This is a genomic window from Actinomyces sp. Marseille-P3109 (assembly GCF_900323545.1).
In the GTDB taxonomy this organism is placed as follows: Bacteria; Actinomycetota; Actinomycetes; order Actinomycetales; family Actinomycetaceae; genus Actinomyces.
Map to the genome: position 1 here is coordinate 684,075 of NZ_OOHN01000008.1, position 18,284 is coordinate 702,358.

16 protein-coding genes and 2 tRNA genes are annotated in these 18,284 nt (G+C 69.1%); 8 read left to right on the top strand and 10 right to left on the bottom strand.

Features of this window, described 5'->3' with window-relative positions:
- Nucleotides 1-63 precede the first annotated feature (63 nt).
- The 8 genes from BQ8008_RS03270 to BQ8008_RS03305 form a co-directional block, all read right to left on the bottom strand.
- The gene (locus BQ8008_RS03270; RefSeq protein WP_108832784.1) at nt 64-1,389 is read right to left on the bottom strand and encodes a UDP-glucose dehydrogenase family protein; all 1,326 of its coding nucleotides are present in this window, start codon (nt 1,387-1,389) and stop codon (nt 64-66) included.
- The gene (locus BQ8008_RS03275) at nt 1,386-2,456 is read right to left on the bottom strand and encodes a phosphotransferase (RefSeq protein ID WP_234415202.1); all 1,071 of its coding nucleotides are present in this window, start codon (nt 2,454-2,456) and stop codon (nt 1,386-1,388) included. The genes BQ8008_RS03270 and BQ8008_RS03275 overlap by 4 nt, the downstream gene beginning before the upstream one ends.
- 32 nt (nt 2,457-2,488) lie before the next feature.
- Nucleotides 2,489-3,721, bottom strand: a complete 1,233-nt coding sequence (locus tag BQ8008_RS03280) for an aminoglycoside phosphotransferase family protein (RefSeq protein WP_108832786.1) — start codon at nt 3,719-3,721, stop codon at nt 2,489-2,491.
- The gene (locus BQ8008_RS03285) at nt 3,718-5,493 is read right to left on the bottom strand and encodes an ABC transporter ATP-binding protein (protein WP_108832787.1); all 1,776 of its coding nucleotides are present in this window, start codon (nt 5,491-5,493) and stop codon (nt 3,718-3,720) included. Before BQ8008_RS03285 ends, BQ8008_RS03280 begins: the two co-directional genes overlap by 4 nt.
- Before the next feature lie 47 nt (nt 5,494-5,540).
- Nucleotides 5,541-6,722 (bottom strand): glycosyltransferase family 4 protein, encoded by a 1,182-nt coding sequence (locus BQ8008_RS03290; RefSeq protein ID WP_108832788.1) that lies wholly within the window; start codon nt 6,720-6,722, stop codon nt 5,541-5,543.
- Nucleotides 6,722-8,020 carry a glycosyltransferase gene (locus BQ8008_RS03295; protein ID WP_108832789.1) on the bottom strand — a complete coding sequence of 433 codons (1,299 nt, stop codon included), beginning with the start codon at nt 8,018-8,020 and terminating at the stop codon, nt 6,722-6,724. Before BQ8008_RS03295 ends, BQ8008_RS03290 begins: the two co-directional genes overlap by 1 nt.
- Nucleotides 8,017-9,312 carry a glycosyltransferase family protein gene (locus BQ8008_RS03300; protein ID WP_108832790.1) on the bottom strand — a complete coding sequence of 432 codons (1,296 nt, stop codon included), beginning with the start codon at nt 9,310-9,312 and terminating at the stop codon, nt 8,017-8,019. The genes BQ8008_RS03295 and BQ8008_RS03300 overlap by 4 nt, the downstream gene beginning before the upstream one ends.
- Before the next feature lie 111 nt (nt 9,313-9,423).
- A complete protein-coding gene (locus BQ8008_RS03305; RefSeq protein WP_108832791.1) occupies nt 9,424-10,200 on the bottom strand; it encodes a DeoR/GlpR family DNA-binding transcription regulator in 777 nt (258 codons plus the stop codon).
- 330 nt (nt 10,201-10,530) lie between these two features.
- Between BQ8008_RS03305 and BQ8008_RS03310 the strand changes: the two genes are divergently transcribed.
- The 8 genes from BQ8008_RS03310 (at nt 10,531) to BQ8008_RS03350 (ending at nt 16,718) form a co-directional block, all read left to right on the top strand.
- Nucleotides 10,531-11,544 carry an ROK family protein gene (locus BQ8008_RS03310; RefSeq protein WP_108832792.1) on the top strand — a complete coding sequence of 338 codons (1,014 nt, stop codon included), beginning with the start codon at nt 10,531-10,533 and terminating at the stop codon, nt 11,542-11,544.
- Between the two features lie 177 nt (nt 11,545-11,721).
- The gene (gene nadD / locus BQ8008_RS03315) at nt 11,722-12,405 is read left to right on the top strand and encodes a nicotinate-nucleotide adenylyltransferase (RefSeq protein ID WP_108832793.1); all 684 of its coding nucleotides are present in this window, start codon (nt 11,722-11,724) and stop codon (nt 12,403-12,405) included.
- A complete protein-coding gene (locus BQ8008_RS03320; RefSeq protein ID WP_108832794.1) occupies nt 12,395-14,056 on the top strand; it encodes a hypothetical protein in 1,662 nt (553 codons plus the stop codon). The genes nadD and BQ8008_RS03320 overlap by 11 nt, the downstream gene beginning before the upstream one ends.
- 66 nt (nt 14,057-14,122) lie before the next feature.
- A complete protein-coding gene (rsfS, locus tag BQ8008_RS03325) occupies nt 14,123-14,542 on the top strand; it encodes a ribosome silencing factor (RefSeq protein ID WP_108832795.1) in 420 nt (139 codons plus the stop codon).
- On the top strand, nt 14,539-15,180 hold the full coding sequence (locus BQ8008_RS03330) for a histidine phosphatase family protein (RefSeq protein ID WP_108832796.1): 642 nt from the start codon (nt 14,539-14,541) through the stop codon (nt 15,178-15,180). Before rsfS ends, BQ8008_RS03330 begins: the two co-directional genes overlap by 4 nt.
- Nucleotides 15,181-15,273: 93 nt before the next feature.
- A tRNA-Ala gene (locus tag BQ8008_RS03335) sits at nt 15,274-15,346 on the top strand.
- A 38-nt stretch (nt 15,347-15,384) separates the two neighbouring features.
- Nucleotides 15,385-15,457: transfer RNA gene (locus BQ8008_RS03340), tRNA-Ala, on the top strand.
- A gap of 373 nt (nt 15,458-15,830) precedes the next feature.
- Nucleotides 15,831-16,718, top strand: coding sequence for a hypothetical protein (locus BQ8008_RS03350; protein ID WP_108832797.1), 888 nt, complete (start codon nt 15,831-15,833; stop codon nt 16,716-16,718).
- A gap of 123 nt (nt 16,719-16,841) precedes the next feature.
- Here BQ8008_RS03350 and BQ8008_RS03355 read toward each other — a convergent pair whose 3' ends face one another.
- Nucleotides 16,842-17,120, bottom strand: coding sequence for a DUF1540 domain-containing protein (locus BQ8008_RS03355; protein WP_108832798.1), 279 nt, complete (start codon nt 17,118-17,120; stop codon nt 16,842-16,844).
- 311 nt (nt 17,121-17,431) lie between these two features.
- On the bottom strand, nt 17,432-18,154 hold the full coding sequence (gene deoD / locus BQ8008_RS03360) for a purine-nucleoside phosphorylase (RefSeq protein ID WP_108832799.1): 723 nt from the start codon (nt 18,152-18,154) through the stop codon (nt 17,432-17,434).
- Between the last annotated feature and the right edge of the window lie 130 nt (nt 18,155-18,284).

Consider the following 18,284-nt stretch of genomic DNA (forward strand, 5'->3'; position numbering starts at 1 on the left):
GCCCGGACTCACCAGGCTCCGCCCGGTGAGTCCGGGCACGGGCGGAGCCGCCAGTTGTAATGCTCAGCGTCCCACCCCCGCGTAGGTCCACCCCGCTCGGCGCCAGGCCACCGGGTCCAGGGCATTGCGTCCGTCGATGATGATGCGGTCGGCGACCACGGTGGCGGCGTCGGTGGGGTCGAGGGACACGAACTGGTCCCACTCAGTCAGCAGCAGCACGAGCTCGGCGCCCTTGAGCGCGGCACGGGGGTCTTCCACCGCAGTGAGGTGGGGATGGGACCGGGACACGACGGGCAGGGCCTGCGGGTCGCAGACGGTGACCTTCGCCCCAAGATCGACCAGGCGGGAGGCGACGTCCAGGGCGGGGGAGTCGCGTACGTCGTCGCTCATGGGCTTGAAGGCGGCCCCCAAGATGGTGATCGCCCTGCCGGAGAGGTCGCCTCCCAGGTGGGTGCGGGCCAGGTCGACGATCCGGTCGCGCTGCTCGCGGTTGATGGAGTCGACCTGCCCCAGCAGGTCCGCCAGGTGCGTGGCGCCGTGCAGTGCGGCGCTGGCCTGCAGCGCCCGGATGTCCTTGGGCAGACAGCCTCCGCCGAACCCGACCCCGGCCTGGAGGAAGCGCCTGCCGATGCGCGGGTCGTGACCGATCGCGTCGGCCAGGACGGTGACGTCGGCACCAGCCGTGTCGCACAGGTGGGCCATGGCGTTGATGAAGCTGATCTTGGTGGCCAGGAAGGAGTTCGCCGCGGTCTTGACCAGCTCCGCGGTGGGGTAGTCGGTGACGATCCGGGGGATGCCCTCCTCCAGCAGGGGCTGGTAGACGGCGTCGAGAGCGGCCTGGGCCTCCTGGGCGTCGCGGGAGTCGGTGGGCACCCCGTAGACGATGCGGTCGGGGTGGAGGGTGTCGGCCACGGCGAAGCCCTCACGCAGGAACTCGGGGTTCCACAGCACCAGGGCGCGGCCGGCCAGGCGCTCGGCCACCTGCTGGGCGGTGCCGACCGGAACAGTCGACTTGCCCACCACGACGCTGCGCCCGCCCTCGGGCAGGGCGTCATGAAGCATGTCGACTACGCTCCACAGCTGGCTCAGATCCGCCTCACCGCCGGTGGCGGACTGCGGGGTGCCCACAGCGATGAAGTGGACATCGGCCTCGGCCAGTTCTGCCGCCGTCGGCGCTGAGGTGAAGCGCAGGTCGCCCTGCTGGGCGCCGGTGATCAGCAGCTCGGGCAGGCCCGGCTCGTAGAAGGGGGCGCGGCCCTGGGAGAGGGCCTCGACCTGCTCGGTCCGGGTATCGATTCCCAGAACATGGTGTCCCAGGTGGGCCATGGCGGCGGCGTGGACGGCACCGAGGTATCCGCAGCCGATGACAGTGAGCTTGAGAGGGGTCATGAGTTGTTCCAATCGTTGCTGAGGTTGAGGGGGGCGAAAGGCGAGGCGTTCCCCAGGCAGTGGTGCACCCAGACGGGCAGCCACTGGTGGGCAGCGGGCCGGAAGGCGTGGACGAAGACGAGTCGCAGCGCCGACGAGCGGTAGTAGGTCTCCAGACGATCCGCCGTCGTGGGCAGCGTGCGGGCCATGTTGTCGAGCAGCCCGCGGACCTGTGCGTGGGCCTCGGGACCGAGCCGGCCCCGAACCGCCATGAGGTCCGCATGGGCCCAGAGGTTGCCCAGGTCGAGGGCCGCCTCGGCCGTGGCCGCGGTGTCCAGGTCGAGCAGGGACAGCTCGATTCCGTCCCACAGAAGCTGACCGTCGTGGAGGTCGCGGTGGGCGATGATGCGCACTCCGTCGTCCTCCCGCAGGCTCAGGCAGGTGTCCACCACCTGCTCGTGCAGGAGAGCCGGCTGGTCGATGACGCCGTGGCGTTGGGCGGAGGCACACCATCGGCGCAGCACCTCGGCCTCCTGACGCGGCCCGTGGACGGGCAGGTCCGCCTCGCCGTGGGCCAGGTGGGCCCAGGAGTCCGCCAGGCGCCTCCACGCGGGCAGACCGGTGTCGCCGAGCGCGTCAAGGCTGCGGCCGGGCAACAGCTCGAGGTCGATGACGTCGTCGATGTCGTCACTGCTATCCAGGATCCGGGGGGTGCGCAGGCCAGTGATCCTCAGGAGCGAGGCGGCTGTCGTGTGCGCTCGCACCAGTGCTGCGGCCCGGTGCGGCCGCACGATCTTGCGGACCCGCGTCTCCTCCATCACCACTGCGCGGCGGCCGGCGCGGTGGACGACGAGCGCTCCGGTCAGGCGCGCGGATAGGGCCGGCAGGGCCGGGTCAGTGGCATAGGGCAGCAGGTCGGGAGCCGCTCCGGCGGTGACGTGCCCGGCGCGCAGACGGCCCTTGCCGTCGACGCACTCGATGCTCACGCTCGTGGAGCCCGAGTCCCGGTGCTCGGGCCAGGCGCGGCGCAGCCCTGGGATCGCGCGCAGCGTGCTCAGCATGCCGTTCATCTCTGGTTTCTGTGTCATCTCAGTCATCTGTGTCGTAGTCGAGACTTCTGTCATGCCCAGGCGGTCTCCTTCTCAGGTGACCGGGCGATGCTCTCAATGGCGGCCAGCTCCATTCCGATGCGCTCTCGCCAGGACGGATCGGCATGGCGCAGAGGATCGGCCAGCCGCGCCAGGCGCGAGCGGGCGACCGCCACCCCCAGCTGTTCGGCAGCGGGCACCGGTCGGTGCTCGGCGTAGCCCTCCAGCAGGGCACGCCCCTGGGAGGTCGGGGCCATCGCGAGGTAGGAGCCCAGATCGGTGGCCGCTGGGGCTAGGCGCACCCGGTCGAAGTCGGTCAGCCAGATCTGCCCGGTGGAGCGCTCGTACAGCACCTGGTCGGGGGAGGCATCGCCGTGGGTGAGGACCGGCTCGCCAGACGACCGGGTGGGCAGCATGCCGCCCACCGCCCGCACGCGGCGGGCCAGCTCGGGATCGAGGACATCGAGCTGACGGGCGTGAACCTCGGCCAGGTCCCGAGGATCGGGATGCTGGTGAGGCAGCCTGTAGACGAGGTCCGGCCTCAGGGCTTCTACGCAGGAGTGCAGCTCGGCCAGCAGCGCCCCCACGCGCCGCGTGGCATCGGCTGCGGACTCGGTGACGGCCTCGGATGTGGCGTGCTCAGCGGTACGGTCGTCGGAGAGCTCGGCCAAGTTCGTGTCGCCGCACCACTGCTGGAGGCTGACATGTCCCTCGCACCGGGCCACGGCCTCAGAATCGAGCAGACGCGGGACCGGGAGGAACTCGGACAGGGCGCGATGGACGTCGTCGGCCGGGCTGCCGGCCTGAGCACGCATCCGCAGCACCGTGGAGCCGTCTCGCAGTACGAGGCGCCGTGAGGGGTTGTAGCGTAGAACGTCCCTAGCCTCCCAGGATCTCAGTACCCCCTGGCGGGCGGCGCCCGCCATCGGCTCGGCCAGCTTGGGGTCGGTGCGGACCGGACCGCTCTGCAGCAGCAGGTCGCCGCCTGTGGACCGGGTGACCGGAGCTTGGTCGAGCCCCAGGGAGGTGGCCAGGCGCTCGGCCTGGGCGGCCTTGGAGTGCGAGACCGGCCAGAGCAGCCGCGCCCACCCGGACGTGAGCCCAGTGGAGCGCTCCGTCAAGGACACCAGGACCGAGACGTTCGGCTTGATGCGCAGCCGGTCTGCCCGCACTGGTTGGCCGAGGAGCTCACTGAGCCGGTCGGCATCGAGAACCGCGCAGACGGCGTCGGCTGTGGTCGCTGTGGAGATCGTTGGCAGGTTCACGATCCGCTCCCCTCCAGGGCGAATAAGTCCGACAGGGGGCTGTTCGCCCACCGGCGGAACTCGGCCGAGGTGTCCATGAGGCGCTGAGGACTCCCATCCAGCCGGATCCGCCCGTCCTGGATCCACACCACCCGGTCGGCGCGCATGGCGGCCTGCGGGTCGTGGGTGACGGTCAGGGTCGTGCGTCCGGCCACCAGCTCGTCGATCGCCTCGAGCACCGCCGACGTCGAGGCCGGGTCCAGCCCGGTGGTCGCCTCGTCCAGAATGACGATCGGCGAGTCTCGCAGCAGCGCCCGGGCGATGGCGATGCGCTGACGCTGCCCCCCGGAGAGGGTGCCGCCCCGCTCGCCCACGGCCGTGTCGTAGCCGTCGGGCATCTGGGTGATGAAGTCGTGGGCGTGGGCGGCGCGTGCGGCCGCCTCCACCTCATCGTCGGAGGCGTCGGGCCGCCCCAGACGGATGTTCTCGCGGATCGTGCCGGTCAGCAGCACCGCCTCCTGGTGCAGGACCGAGACCTGCGAGCGCAGGAACTTCAGGTCCAGCTCGTTCAGGCTGTGCCCGTCGAGGCTGACCGTGCCCGACGTCGGATCCAGTGCCCGCACCACCAGGGACACCAGGGTGGACTTGCCCGAGCCCGACGGCCCCACGAGGGCCACGTGCTCACCGGGGACCACCGTCAGGCTCACGCCGTGAAGCACCTGCCGGCCGTCGTAAGCGGCGTGGACGTGGTCGAAGTGGACCATGCCGTGAACCCGGTCCAGGACAGTGGCGTCGCAAGGCGAGACGATCTCGGGCTCGACCGCCATGAGGTCGGCCACCCGTTCACCCGAGGCCGCCGCCCGAGCGATGCGGCCGGTGTACTTGGCCATGTCCCGAAGCGGCTTCATGGTGGTGCGCAGGTAGGTCGTGAAGAGCACCAGGTCTCCGGGAGACATGGCACCGTTCAGAACTCGGATGCCCCCGCCGACCATGACCACGGCGGTGGCCACGCCGACGATGACGTCCGTGGAACGCTCCAGGCGCGCGGCGATGCGGCGCGAACGCACTCCCTCGCTCAGAGAGATAGTGTTGGCCCCCGTGAAGCGCTCGTGCAGCAGGGGCTCCAGACCGTAGGCCTGGACCACCTTGATGGCACCGAGCGCCTCCTGGGCAGTGTTGGCCAGGTTCCCCTCCGACTTGCGGCTGCGCAGGGAGGCCGCGGAGATCCGCCGCGAGTTGCCGGAGGAAGCGATCGCGAAGGCCACCACCGCCACGACCACGATCATGGCCAGTAGCGGGTCCAGGAACACCATGACCACGACCATGACCAGCAGGGTCAAGGTATTGGCGGCCATCGGCAGGCCGGCGGTGACGGCCACCTCCTGCATGCGGTTGACGTCGGCGATGAGCCGCTGAACCGTGTCCGCGCTGCGGTTGCGGGCGTGGAACTGCTGGGAGAGCCCCTGCACGTGGTGGAAGGCCCGGCTGCGCAGGGAGGCCGCCGTGCGTGAGCCGACCAGGGCGAAGGCCACGGTGGCCAGGTAGCTGCACAACGCCCGACCGGCCACGATCACCAGGAGGACCACGCCCAGACCCACCAAGGAGGAGACCGTGGCGGGCGCGATGCCCGTGTGCTTACCCAGCGCCGCCACCAACGAGTCGATGGCGATCTTCAGGGGCCAGGGCTCCAGCACCCGGAAGACCACCTCTGCCAGAAGCACCACCGTGCCCCCGGCCATGAGGCGCCACTGCGGCGCGGCATCGGGCCCCACCAGGCGCAGGGTCTGGCGCATGGGGGAGCGGTGCGGCCGGGCAGTCTGCCGACACGCAGGAGCACCCATCACCGCTCACCATCCTGAGCGAGCCCGGCCAGCTCCAGGATCCGGTCGACGGTCCGACGCCAGGAGTGGCGCTCCTCGGCCAGAAGGCGCCCGCCGCGGCCCATGCGGGCGCGCCGATCCGGACATGCCGCCAGATCATCCAGGGCTGCGGCCAGGGCCGTGGGGTCCGAGGGGGCCACGAGTACGCCGTGCCGGCCAGAGCCGTCCTCAAGCAGCTGGGGGACCTGCCCGACGTCGGAGGCCACGACCGCGAGCCCCGCGGCTAGGTACTCCAGGACCTTCATGGGGGAGAAGTACTGCTGCTCGCCCCCGCCCAGATCCGGGTAAGGGGCCACTCCGATCGCCGAGCCCGCCAGGTGGGCGGGGATATCCTGCGGAGCGACCGCCCCGCGGAAGTCCACCTCCACCCCGAGGCGCTCGGCCTGAGCACGCAGCGACTCCATCTCGGGGCCGTCACCAATGATCCGCAGGCTCCAGCTCTCACGCGCCAGGGCCGCCGACGTGATGAGGTCGGCCACCCCGTGCCAGGGCTTCAGAGTCCCCACGAAGGTGACGACCACCCGGCTCGGGTCCTCCGGCTGGGGCTGAATACGGCGCACACTCACACCGTTGGGAACCGTGTGGATCCTGTTGGCGACATCGTCCGCGTCCGCACCGGTATCGGACAGGTCGGCGGTGCGACGACGCACCCAGTCGGCCACCGGGTCCGAGACGCACACTGTGGCCCGGGCGGCCGCCACCTGACGGCGCAGCACCTGCGCCGCGCCGGAGGCGTCCACCAGCGAGCGGTGACGACGCTGCTCATCGATCAGCGGAGCATTGACCTCCAGGATCCCGGGAACACCGGTGGCGGCCGTGATGTCAGCAAGCGCCGTGGAGAACAGGGAGTAGCGCTCGTAGACCAGGTCGGCGCCGTCGGCGATCACCCGGGAGACGATCCGCTCCGCGGCGTGCGCCTGCGCCTGCTCCCGCTCAGCGGGCTCGACGTCGGCCACGGCCTCCAGGTGCAGCTCGAGGTCGGTGAGGTCGTCGGGAACGTGCTTGCCGGAGCGCACGGCGTACAGGGCCACCTCGTGGCCAATGGATCGCAGTTCGCGGACGACCTCCTGGATGTGCACCGAGGCGCCCTTGGTCCCGAACACCGGGATGCCCGGGTCGCAGCAGATGTAGGCGATCCGCATCAGGCGGCTCCTTCTTGATCGGTCAGGGACATGGCGGGAGCGGGGCGGGGGCCCGACTGCCAGGCGGCCAGGACCTCGGCCTGGGCGCGGGAGTCGAAGTGCTCCTCGATCAGTGACCGCGCCCCACGAGACAGGGAGACGGTGTCGACCTCGCCCAGCGCGATCCTGCGCAGGGCAACCGCCAGCTCGGTCGGGTCCCCCGGCGGCAGCAGGAGTCCGGTGACACCGTCGCGAACCACCTCCGGCAGCCCCGAGACCGCCGTGGCCACCACCGGCGTCCCGCAGGCCATCGCCTCCAGGATCACCGTGGGAAGACCGTCGATATTGCCATCGGCCGCCTCGATGCAGGGCGCTGCGAAGACGTCCGAGCGCTCCAGCAGGCCACGCACCTCCGCCTGTGTGAGCGGACCCAGGAGTCGGATCCGGTCCGTCAGACCCAGGCGGTCGATCTGCGCGGTCAGGCGCTCACGTTCGTCGCCGTCACCGGCCAGATCGACCTCGACGTCGACACCGGAGCTCACCAGGATCCGCACCGCCTCGATCAGGTCCGCGAAGCCTTTCTTGGGAACCAGGCGCCCGACGGCGCACACCCGTAGCGGCCGTGAGTTCCCGGCCGGCACGGGTAGCGGAGCGCGGTAGGAGAAGCGGTCGAGCTCAATGGCGTTGTAGCGCAGGGACACCGTGGCCCCCGTGCCCGCCAGCACCTTCCTCAGGTGCTCCTTGTTGTACCGGCTGATGGCGATGACCCGCTGCGCGTCGGCGCAGATGCGACGCAGCCACACGGGGTCCACCGACTCGTGGAAGATGTCCTTGGCGTGGGTGGTCACGGTGTAGGGGATACCGGTCAGGGCCGAGGCGATCCATGCCACCCGGCCCGCCAGAGACGCGAAGTGGGCGTGCAGATGCGTGATGGAGTCCCTGCGCGCCTGACGTGCCAGCTCCACGCCCTGAGCCACCTCGTCACCGGGAAGGTCGGCCAGCACCGGCATGATGGCGGCGAAGCGCTCGCGGTCGTCCTTGCGGGTCAGACCGTCCGTGAACTGGCTCCACAGGTCGATGGCCCGTACCGGCCGGTTCACCCAGTTGACCCGGGCGGCCACCCGGGCGATCTCGGGGTGGAAGCGCGAGTCCGTGGTGGGGCGCAGCGCGTAGATGCTCAGGTCCTCGCCCTGGGCCTCGCGGGCCAGGATCTCGGTGACGATGAAGGTCTCCGAGAAGCGCGGGTAGACCTTGAGGACGTATCCGATGCGGGCACCGTTGTAGCGAATGTCCTGGTGGTTGTCGGCTGCGGGATTCATGCGGGGATCTCCATCCTGGTGAGGCCGGTGGTGTGACTGTTGAGATGGCTGAGTCGGGCGTTGAGACCGTCGCTCCGATCGCCGACGAGCTGGGCGGCGAGCAGGGGGACGGTTTCCAGACCGTCCAGGCGCAGACGACGTCGCCCTGCCAGCTGGCTGCAAGCGCCGGCATCCTGGTCACGCAGCAGCTCGGTGAGCCAGTCCTCGAGTGCTGCGGCACTCAGGTCCGCGACTCTCAGGAGGTCAGTGGCGCCTACGTCCTTCAGAGCGGTGGCCCGGATGAACTGCTCGAGGCGAGGCGTCTCACGGGGGACGAGGAGAGCCGGGGTGTCGGAGGCGAGGATCTCGCTGACCGTGTTGTATCCGGCCATCGAGATGACCGCTGCGGCCCGCTGGATGTGGTGGCTCATCCCCGGCCAGGTCCGGCGCACGATGGTGCGGGGGCCTGCCGCCTGAGCGACCTGGTGGAACCGGGCGGCGTCGAGCTGGGGGCCGGTGACCACGACGTGCCGGTACCCGTCGGGGACACGCGCCGCGGCCGCGGCACGCAGCAGGTTGATGCCGTCGGAGCCGCCACCGGCGGTGGTCAGGATGAAGGCTTCCGCAACCTCGGCGTTACCGGCCAAGGCGCCTGACGTCTCAGAGCCATGAGTGGTTTCTGCGGCGTCGCGGCCATGGGCGAGGTAGCCGGTGTAGCGCATCCGCTCCTCCAGCGCCGCCGGAGCCTCGCCAGTAGCGCTCAGGTCATGGACCGAGGCGTCCCCGTAGACCCAGACCTCGTCGATGAGTCGGCGCAGCGTGTCGGCCTCGCCCAGCTCCTCCCACTCGCGCTGCACGGTCTCGGGCGTGTCCAGGATCTCGCGCAGGCCGAGCACCACGCGAGCGTCGGGGCTCGCCTGACGCAGACGTGCCAGGGGCTCGCGCAGCTCCTGGTGCACCCCGTAGGGATGACGGTCGATGATGAGCAGGTCCGGGGTGAAGGTCGTCAGGACACCGGACAGCAGGGCGCTGCGGACCAGGCCCAGGCCCTCACGGGTGATACGCAGGCGCTGGGGCAGGTAGGTGCCCTCGGCCTTCTTGACCCCCGGCAGCACCAGCCAGTCGAAACCCTCAGGAAGCCGGTGCTCCTGTCCCGGAGCCAGTCCGGTGATGACCAGGCCGGTGACATCGCGGCCGGTGAGTCCCGGCAGTGCCCGGGCCAGGTGATGGGCCAGAGCAAGGTTGCGGCGAAGGTGTCCCAGCCCCTTGGCGTCGTGACTGTAGAGCGCCAGCCGTAGGGGAACGGTTGTCATGGATCGTCTCTTCCCTTGGTGTCAGTTCTGGATCGTTCTGAAACGATTCTGACCAGCCAGGGGAAGACGACGATTAAGGGTGGATGAGAAAGCTCTCAGGTTTGTTGGAGGCTAGACCAGCCGCACCTCGACTCCTGCCCGACGCAGGGCCTCGACCTGGTCGGCTGGGGCACCGTCGTCGGTGATGACCACGTCGATCGAGGCGGTGGGGCAGATGAGGGCGAAGGCGGTGGAGCCGAGCTTGGAGCTGTCGCACACGACGACGACGCGTTGGGCCGCCTCGACCAGGGCGGCATTGACCGCGGCCTCGCCGTCGTGCTGGGCGTAGGCGCCCCTCTCGTCAAGACCCTCGACGCCCAGGAAGAGCGTACCCACGCTGATCGAGGGCAGGATGAGCTCGGCCAGCGGCCCGGTGAGCTCGAAGGACCTGTCCCGCGCGATGCCTCCGGTGACGACGACGCGTACGCACTGGCGCACGGTCATCTCACTGGCGATGTTGACGGCGTTGGTGACCAGGGTGACGGGCACGTCCGGATCGGTGAGGTCCGGCAGGAGCACGATCTCCCGAGCGACCTCGGTGGTGGTGGTGCCGCCGTTGAGACCGATGGAGTCCCCTGGGTGCACCATGGCCGCCGCGGCCTTGGCGATCCGGGTCTTCTCATCGGCCATCCGCGAGGTGCGGTAGCGCAGCGGCAGCTCAGTGGAGACCGGATTGGCGATGGCGCCGCCGCGGGTCCGAGTGACCAGCTGCTGGTCCGCCAGGTGGTCGAGGTCGCGTCGCGCGGTGGCGGCCGAGACGCCGAGACGGGCGATGATGTCATCAATGTGGACGCTGCCCTCGTCCATGATGATGTCGAGGATGGCCGAATGGCGATCATGCCGAGACATCTCGATCCTCCTGGAGCTCAAGGGGTGGTGGGACCGGGGGCCCAGACTGCGCTGGAGCACGGCACATGATTCGTGCCTCAACTACGTGCCCTATCCGGGTTACCGCGCGGCAGGTAGTCGGTGCACTGGCGCCAGCATAGAGCAGCGATACCCGAAGTCGCCCGCCGAGAGTGACTCATGGCGAAACGAACCTTGCTACTGTCGTCGGCGTCCATCACACCGACGTGCGGGGCAGCGGCCCCGTGGCGACATCGCGGTGACCTCCTGTGCGGCCACCGTGGACGCCACGGTCTGCGCGCCTGTCGCCCCGCCCCTGAGAACAGAGAACACATGGGACGTCCCACTGACTCAACCGAGCGCTCCCGCCCCGAGGGGTGTCCGGCCGCACTGGGGATCGATGTCGGAGCCGACGTCATCACCGCGGTCGTTGCCGATGACCTGGGGCACGTCATCCGCTCCCTGGAACGCCCTGTGCAGAAGGACTGTCGTTCAAACGAAGGTCGACTGGTCGAGGAGGTCAGCGCCGTCGTCGCCTCCTTGGGAACCGAGGTGCAGGCCTCGGTCGTGGGGGTCTGTGTGCCGGGGGTCGTTGACGAGAGCCAGGGACGCATCTGCCACAGCGCAGACCTGGGGCTGCAGGACCTCCCGCTGGGGAGCCTTGTGAGTCAGGCCCTGGTGGCCGGGACGGCCGGGTCCGTCACGGGCACTGGGCGTGTTGAGGTGGCGCTCTTTCAGGACGTTCGCTGCGGCGCCTGGGCCGAGAGCCGGTGGGGAGCGGGAGGGGCGAGCTGCCTCTACCTGTCCGTCGGTGCCGGCATCTCCGCGGCTGTTCTGCTCGATGGCGTCCCCGTGCGCGGTGGCGGCTGGGCCGGCCAGGCCGGCCGGATCATGGTCCCCGATCCGGACTGGAGCGGAGAGAGGGCCCGTCTGGAGGACGTTGCCTCCCTGGACGCGATGGTTGGACGCTACACGGCCGGTATCGTCGATGACTCCGGCGGTTCCGAAGACCCCCGCGGTGGACGTGCCGGTTCGCCTGTCCCAGGGCTTGAGGCGCTCCTCGGCGCGATGCGAATGGGTGACCGGGAGGCGCGCCGCGTCTGGGACACGGGTCTGGACGCCCTGGCCGACCTCATCGCGTGCGGTGCTGGCCTGCTCGGTCCTCTCGACGTCGTGATCAGCTCCGACCTGACTCAGGCCGGGGAGGCCGTCTTCCTCGAGCCGCTGCGACTGCGAGTGGCTGACCTCATGGCCGGTCTGCCGGCCCCGACGCTGCTGACCGCCCGGCTCGGGAAACCGTCCCGGGCGCTGGGTGCCGCCGGACGCGCCCTGGAAAACTGGCATTAGCCTGATAATGTTCTGGACGTTACCTTGTGTCTCTGCGCCATTGGCTGACAACTCGCTTATGGCGTTGCGGAGACCCACAATGGGTGCAGGCCGTGGCAGTATGTTCGCCAACTGCAGTCGTCCGTACCGGTTGAGGAGAACCAACGTGTCCCCCAGGAAAGAAGCGAGGCGCAGCGCGTGACTCAGTCTGCTCGTCCGCTTCGCATCGGTATCATGGGTGGAACCTTTGATCCGATCCATCACGGGCACCTCGTTGCGGCCAGTGAGGTCCAGAACGTCTTCGCTCTCGACGAGGTCATCTTCGTGCCCACCTGGGCTCAGCCCTTCAAGAAGGATCGCCGGGTCTCCCCGGCCGAGCACCGCTACCTCATGACGGTCATCGCCACGGCCTCCAACCCGAGGTTCACGGTCTCCCGGGTCGACATCGACCGGGGCGGCACGACGTACACGATCGACACTCTTCATGACATCGCGGCCGAGTACCCGGGCGCGGAGCTGTACTTCATCACCGGTGCGGACGCCCTGGCGCAGATCCTCACCTGGAAGGACAGTGAGGAGATCTTCGGCCTGGCACACCTGGTAGGGGTGACGCGCCCCGGGCACGTCCTGAGTGACTCCGGGGTGCCCCGTGACCGGATCTCGCTGGTGGAGGTGCCGGCCATGGCGATCTCGTCGACGGACTGCCGTCAGCGAGTCGGAGAGGGGTTCCCAGTGTGGTACCTCGTCCCTGATGGTGTCGTGCAGTACATACGCAAGTACGGGCTTTATCGTATGGCCTTGCGGTCGGCGTCGGCGACGTCGATGACGGCGAGAGTGGCCCGCGAGCAGTCCCTGAGGAAGGAGAACGACGGTGAGCACTGAGCAGACCGGCGTCAATGCCCCCACGTCCGAGGAGCCGACGCAGGATGAGCACGCTCCACGCGGTAGTCGTCGTGCGATCCGGCAGGCCGAGCGTGCCGCCGAGCGCGAGGCGATCCTGACGGGGCAGCAGCCGCTCCTGACCCGACGCGAGATGAGGCGCCTGCGTGAGGAGGCCAAGGCGCTCAGGGCCGCCGTCGAGGCCGGCGAGATCACCCCCGAGCAGGCTCAGGCCCTCCAGGACCCGCTCGCTGATCCCGCTTCGGTCACCCCTCGTTCCTCCGCCCCGTCGGGTGGCGACACCGAGACCGGACTGGAGGAGTCGGCCGAGTTCCCCGCCGTGAGTGAGAACGAGCCCATCTCCCTCGAGCAGGGCGGGCAGAACCCGCCTCTCAACCTCTCCGTTCCCGAGGTGCCGTCCGCCTCGGCACCGAGCTGGCGTTCACTGTCCGCGGCCGAGGCCGTGGCGATCTCCGAGATCGAGACAGGCCTCATGGAGGCCGTCGACCTGCCGGTGGCGACCCTGGACTATGACGCCCACTGGGCCGCCGACACCAGCTCCGAGCCGGCACCGGTGCCCACCCGCTTCTCACTCAAGGAGCGCATGGAGGGCGGCCCTGTCTCCGAGGCCGACGAGCAGGCGGTCCCCGAGCCGCGGGTCCCCGCCGAGGAGATCGTTGGGCCCGACGCCGAGGAGCCCAGGACCAGCCCCTACGACTACCGTGAGGGCTTTGCGCCGGCGGCCCGGGAGGATGCGGTGTCCGCATCCCGGCCCTCCTCCCAGACGGCGGAAGCCGTCACCGCAGTCTCCGCCGTCTCCGCCTCGGCCTCCGGTGCCGCTGACTTCGCCACCTACGGGCAGCCCGATGCCCCGCAGGCCACCGAGTCCGCCCGTAGTGGACTGAGCGCCGGGTCCGCCTCCTCAACCGGCTCCGTGCGCCGTCCCATCGTGCGCATCCCGGCGGCCGCGCAGGGGGTGCGTACCGTCAACATCTCCACGGGCGAGCTCAGCTCGGTCCAGCCCGTGGACAGCTCCTCGTCCGCCCAGGACGCGGCGGAGGCGCAGGAGACCTACGGCATGGCCTCCATCGAGGAGCCGATGACGCAGGAGGGCGCCGCGGCCGACGTCGAGGTGCAGGCCATGATGCCGTCGGAGCAGGGGCAGCAGGAGGGCGAGTTCGGCTCGGTCGGCGCTCCGCAGTGGAAGTCACTGCACCAGCCCTCCCAGGCGGACAGCTTCCAGGAGACGATCGTGACCGGGGTGAGTGGCGTCGTGGAGACCACCGACGCCACGTCCGGAGAGGCCGTCAGCCCCTACGCCTTCTACACCGAGGAGGCGGAGAACCGTAACGGACCGGTCGGCAGCTCCGAGTGGGACACCGTGGCGGTTCCCGCCGCCAAACCGTCCGAGGAGCCGTACCTGGCTCCTGTCAACGAGGTGACCGGGCGGGTCCCCACCCCCGACCACGTCCCGCCGATGGAGCAGTCCGGCTCCTCCTCGCGCACCGGTAAAGTCCTCCTGGCCTTGCTCATCATCGTCCTCGTGCTGCTCATCATCATGGTGGTGCTCTGGTTCGTCGTCTTCGGCGGGTCCAGCTCCAACGCCATGGGTACCACCGTTGGAGCGGGGGAGTGGGTCCGTCAGCTCGTATGACGGTGGTGCGCACGGTACAGTCGCGGCTGCCGCATGATGTCTGACTGACCTTCCCGAAGGAGATCCGTGCCCGCCACCGAACACGCCATCGGCCTCGCCGTCGCCGCCGCTCGTGCCGCGGCCGACAAGAAGGCCGATCGTCTCACCGCCATCGACGTCTCCGAGCGACTCGGCCTGACCGACGTCTTCCTGCTGGCCTCCGGCTCGAACGACCGCCACGTCCACGCCATCGTCGACGCCGTCGATGAGGCCATGCACCAGGCCGGAGCCAGGCGCAGGACGCGAGAGGGCTTCGCCGACGCGCACTGGGTGCTCGTGGACTACGGCGACGTCATCGTCCACGTCCTGCAGAACGAGGACCGGGAGTTCTACTCACTGGAGCGTCTGTGGAAGGACTGCCCCGCCATCGAGTTGCCGGCCGACCTGACGCAGCCGGGTCACCCGGGGAACGACGAGGAAGATGGCCAGGAGGGGGCCGCATCATGACCGACCTCATCCTGTGGCGCCACGGCCAGACCGACTACAATCTTCAGGGACGCATCCAGGGACAGGTCGACATCCCCCTCAACGACACCGGCCGCCAGCAGGCCCAGCGAGCAGCTGACGGCATCGCGGCCCTGGGGCCCACACGAATCGTCTCCTCCCCGCTGGTGCGGGCACGCGCCACCGCGGAGGTCCTGGCGTCTCTGACCGGGCTGAGCGTTGAGATCGCCCCAGGGCTGGTGGAGAAGTCCTTCGGAACCTGGGAGGGCCTCAAGGCAGCCGATATCAAGAAGCAGTGGCCCGATCACTACGCCACCTGGCGCGCCGGCGGAGATCTTCCTCAATTCCAGATCGAGGGGCGCCGTAAGACCGCTGAGAGGGTGGGGGAGACCCTCAAGGCCATCGCCGCCGACGCCGGGAAGGAAGATGTCATCGTGGTCGTCTCCCACGGGGCGGCCACCAACCTGGGGGCCACGTACCTGCTGGGCATGGATGCCCAGCAGTGGTTCGGTCTGCGTGGCATGAGCAACTGCTGCTACGCGCTCATGCGCACCAACAAGCGCCCTCCGAACTGGTCCGTAGTGAAGTGGAATGCCGGGCCTCCGGTGGAGCCGAGCCCGCTCGGCAAAATCCTCGGCTGAGCGGGTGAGGTAGTACACGCGCCGCGGATTTGCCCTGACCGGGCCGATCTTCATACAGTTATCCGCGTCGCCGAACGCAGGCGACGCCCGAATGGGGCTATGGCGCAGTTGGTAGCGCGCTTCCATGGCATGGAAGAGGTCGGGGGTTCGAATCCCCCTAGCTCCACGAACCACCCGGGTTCCTCCGGGTGGAGCACCCATTTCGGGGCTATGGCGCAGTTGGTAGCGCGCTTCCATGGCATGGAAGAGGTCGGGGGTTCGAATCCCCCTAGCTCCACAATTCTTCATCAGCAGGCCCCGCCGTCAGGCGAGGGCCGTTTTGTTTCTCCGCTCGCCTCTGGCGTGTGCGGCGCACGGGTATGGGCATCGCTGTGCTGGTCAAGACCCTGGGAGCCTGTGTCCATGACGATGCGTACCACCATGGCCTGCCTCGTGGGCATGAATGGGCCTGATCCTGGCATCCATCGCGGTGCGGATGATCGTCGTCGGGATCCAGCACCTCGTCGCGGGATCGGCCCTCTGAGACGCGCTCCACGTGTGGGTTTCCCTGAGGAACTGGCCCCCCAGGGGCTCTGAGGGTAGCCTCACCTTCAGATGTTGCCGGGGGCACCCCGCTCCCACGTGCGGCAACGCGGTAGGAAGGTAAGCGTGTGACGTCCGATCAGGTCCCCGACATCATGCAGCGCGCTCGGCGTTTGGCCAGGCGTCTTCTGGCCGGCAGCGGAAGCGCCGCAGTGACGGCCTACCGCATCGACCCCTCGGCCCCCGCCGCCTACGTCGCCCACGCCATGCGGGCCGACGGCCGGATCCTCGTAGCCGCCTGCCCTCCTGAGGGCACCCCGCTGGCCATCGCGCCCGACGACGTCGCCGTCGACGTCCGACTCGACGTCACCCTCGACGCCGCCGAGCCCGGTGTGCGCATCACGGCCGCCACGGCGCACCTGCTGGGCGACCTGACCTGGGTGGGCGGCGAGGATCGTGCACTCGTCCTGGCCTCGTCCCGCACTCCCGCCTGCCACTGCGCCATCGTTGGTGATGACCCGCTTGAGCGCGTCCGCGAGATCGCCGCGGGGCCCGGAGGGCGTCTGGGCGTCATCTCATGCGAACGCGTCATGCTCCACTGCGTTTCCGGGGTGTCCAGCCACGACATCGAGGAGATCCTCGACGTCGCCTCCGCCGACTCCGGCTCGCTCCCGTCCGTGTCCTGGAACCCGCAGGAGGTCATGGACGCCCATGAGGCGGTCAGCGCGGTCGGCCAGCTGGGCCTGCGCGCCGTGTGCGAGGCCGTACGGGAGGGGCAGATGCCCGGCTGGACCTGCTCCTCCCGTCCTGCAGTCGGCGTGTGCCCCACGCTGTGGGACAGGACGCTGTGCGTCGATGTCGACTCCCACGGAGTGACCCTCATGTCCATCACCGGTGAGGAGGTCACTACCTTGGTGGTCTCCTTCCCGGAGGCTCTGACCAGTGCTGCTGAGGTCGGACCGGTCCTGGAGCGGCTGGCCTCTCAGGCTCTCCCGCAGCGCCTGGCCCGGCCCTGAGACGGCCAGTTCCCGGTCGTGTCGGTCCGGCTACCGACCTGACCGCAGAGACTGAAACGGGGGACGCCACCGTGGTGGAGTCCCCCGTTGGCTCCCAGCCGCTCGAGCTGGAGAGCCTTCCGTTCAGCGAACCTCGTAGGTCTGGCAGGAGGCGGTGTCGCCGCCGACGCTCACGGCGTCAGCCGTGCACATGAGGTCCTTGTTGTGGACGCACTCGAGGCGCTGGCAGGCGCCCACGTGGCCCTCGGCCACGGGCAGGCCTCCGCGGGCGTCGAGGCTGATGAAGGTGTCGCAGGCTGGCGCGCCGCTGTCGCCGCCGACGGTGATGGCGAAGGCGGTGCAGCCCCCGTTGTTGAAGGCGCAGGAGGTGGTGGCGCAGGAGGCGATCTTGGTGACGGACATGGTGCTTTTCCTTTCGAGCGGGTGGACGCTGCGGACATGATTAACGTAAATCCGCTCCAGCGCTCCGGCAACGAAGGGCAGCCTGTCCTGCTTATCCTCGCATGGCACAACGTTGGAATTGCAACGTTTTAACGCTCCTTCTGGGGTGAGTCGAGGGAATGTGTGGTCGTAGAGAGAATATGGGGTTGTGTGCCGTTGATTTTCGTTATTACGAGCAGGTAAGGCACGCCTTGACGGAAAAGGAGGAGAGGAGCTTGTCTCCTCTCCTCCGTTCCCGTGGTGGCAGGCTTCGGTTGTGTCCGCCGTAGAGCTCAGCTGTGGGCGGCCGCCACGGCCAGGCGCAGAGAGTCTGCGAAACGCGTCTCGCGCTCGGCGGCGCTCATGTCGCCGGAGTGGTCGAGCAGGTGGTCGGAGACGGTCAGGACCGCCAGCGCCTGCTTGCCGTACTCGGCGGCAACCCCATAGAGGGCGGCTGCCTCCATCTCCACTCCCAGGACCCCGTGCCGTGCCAGTGCCTCGGTCTGCCCCTCGGGGGTAAAGTAGAAGTGGTCCCGTGACATGACTGTGCCCAGGTGGACGGTTCCGCCGACCTGTGCCTGCTCGAGCAGTGAGGCCTCGTACGCAGCGGCGGCCAGTCGGAAGTCTGCGACCGCGCAGAAGTTGACGCCCGGGATGCGCACCTGGTTCATGGAGGAGTCCGTGTGGGCGCCGGTGGCCACGATGACGTCGCCGATCCCGACCTTCGGGGAGATGCCGCCGGCAGTGCCCACCCGGATGATCCGCTCCACCCCGAACTGACTGAACAGCTCGGTGGCGTAGATCGTGAAGGAAGGCTGTCCCATGCCCGAGCCCATGACGCTCAGCGGCCTGCCGTCAATGGTTCCGGTGAAGCCCAGCATTCCGCGCACGTCGGTGACCAGGCGGGCGTCATCCATGAGGATCTCGGCAATGCGTCGGGCTCGTTTGGGGTCACCTGGCATGAGGACGGCGGGGGCGAAGTCTCCGGGTTCTGCGGCGATGTGCGGGGTGGCCATGGGGGTCCTCTCTGAAAGGGCGTGCGTGAGATGAGAGTATCCAGTGTGTCATAGATCGCGTGAGAAAGAATGAGGGTGGCCTGTGCAAATCGTCCGCATCGTGGACATCGCGCGACACATCGTGGTCGCT

Coding starts and splice junctions, on each gene's coding strand:
- BQ8008_RS03275 (WP_234415202.1), bottom strand. CDS start 2,456: ATGACACAGAAACCAGAGATGAACGGCATGCTGAGCACGCTGCGCGCG.
- BQ8008_RS03285 (WP_108832787.1), bottom strand. CDS start 5,493: ATGCGCCAGACCCTGCGCCTGGTGGGGCCCGATGCCGCGCCGCAGTGG.
- BQ8008_RS03290 (WP_108832788.1), bottom strand. CDS start 6,722: ATGCGGATCGCCTACATCTGCTGCGACCCGGGCATCCCGGTGTTCGGG.
- BQ8008_RS03295 (WP_108832789.1), bottom strand. CDS start 8,020: ATGAATCCCGCAGCCGACAACCACCAGGACATTCGCTACAACGGTGCC.
- BQ8008_RS03330 (WP_108832796.1), top strand. CDS start 14,539: ATGACCGACCTCATCCTGTGGCGCCACGGCCAGACCGACTACAATCTT.
- BQ8008_RS03305 (WP_108832791.1), bottom strand. CDS start 10,200: ATGTCTCGGCATGATCGCCATTCGGCCATCCTCGACATCATCATGGAC.
- BQ8008_RS03270 (WP_108832784.1), bottom strand. CDS start 1,389: ATGACCCCTCTCAAGCTCACTGTCATCGGCTGCGGATACCTCGGTGCC.
- deoD (WP_108832799.1), bottom strand. CDS start 18,154: ATGGCCACCCCGCACATCGCCGCAGAACCCGGAGACTTCGCCCCCGCC.
- BQ8008_RS03300 (WP_108832790.1), bottom strand. CDS start 9,312: ATGACAACCGTTCCCCTACGGCTGGCGCTCTACAGTCACGACGCCAAG.
- BQ8008_RS03310 (WP_108832792.1), top strand. CDS start 10,531: ATGGGACGTCCCACTGACTCAACCGAGCGCTCCCGCCCCGAGGGGTGT.
- BQ8008_RS03355 (WP_108832798.1), bottom strand. CDS start 17,120: ATGTCCGTCACCAAGATCGCCTCCTGCGCCACCACCTCCTGCGCCTTC.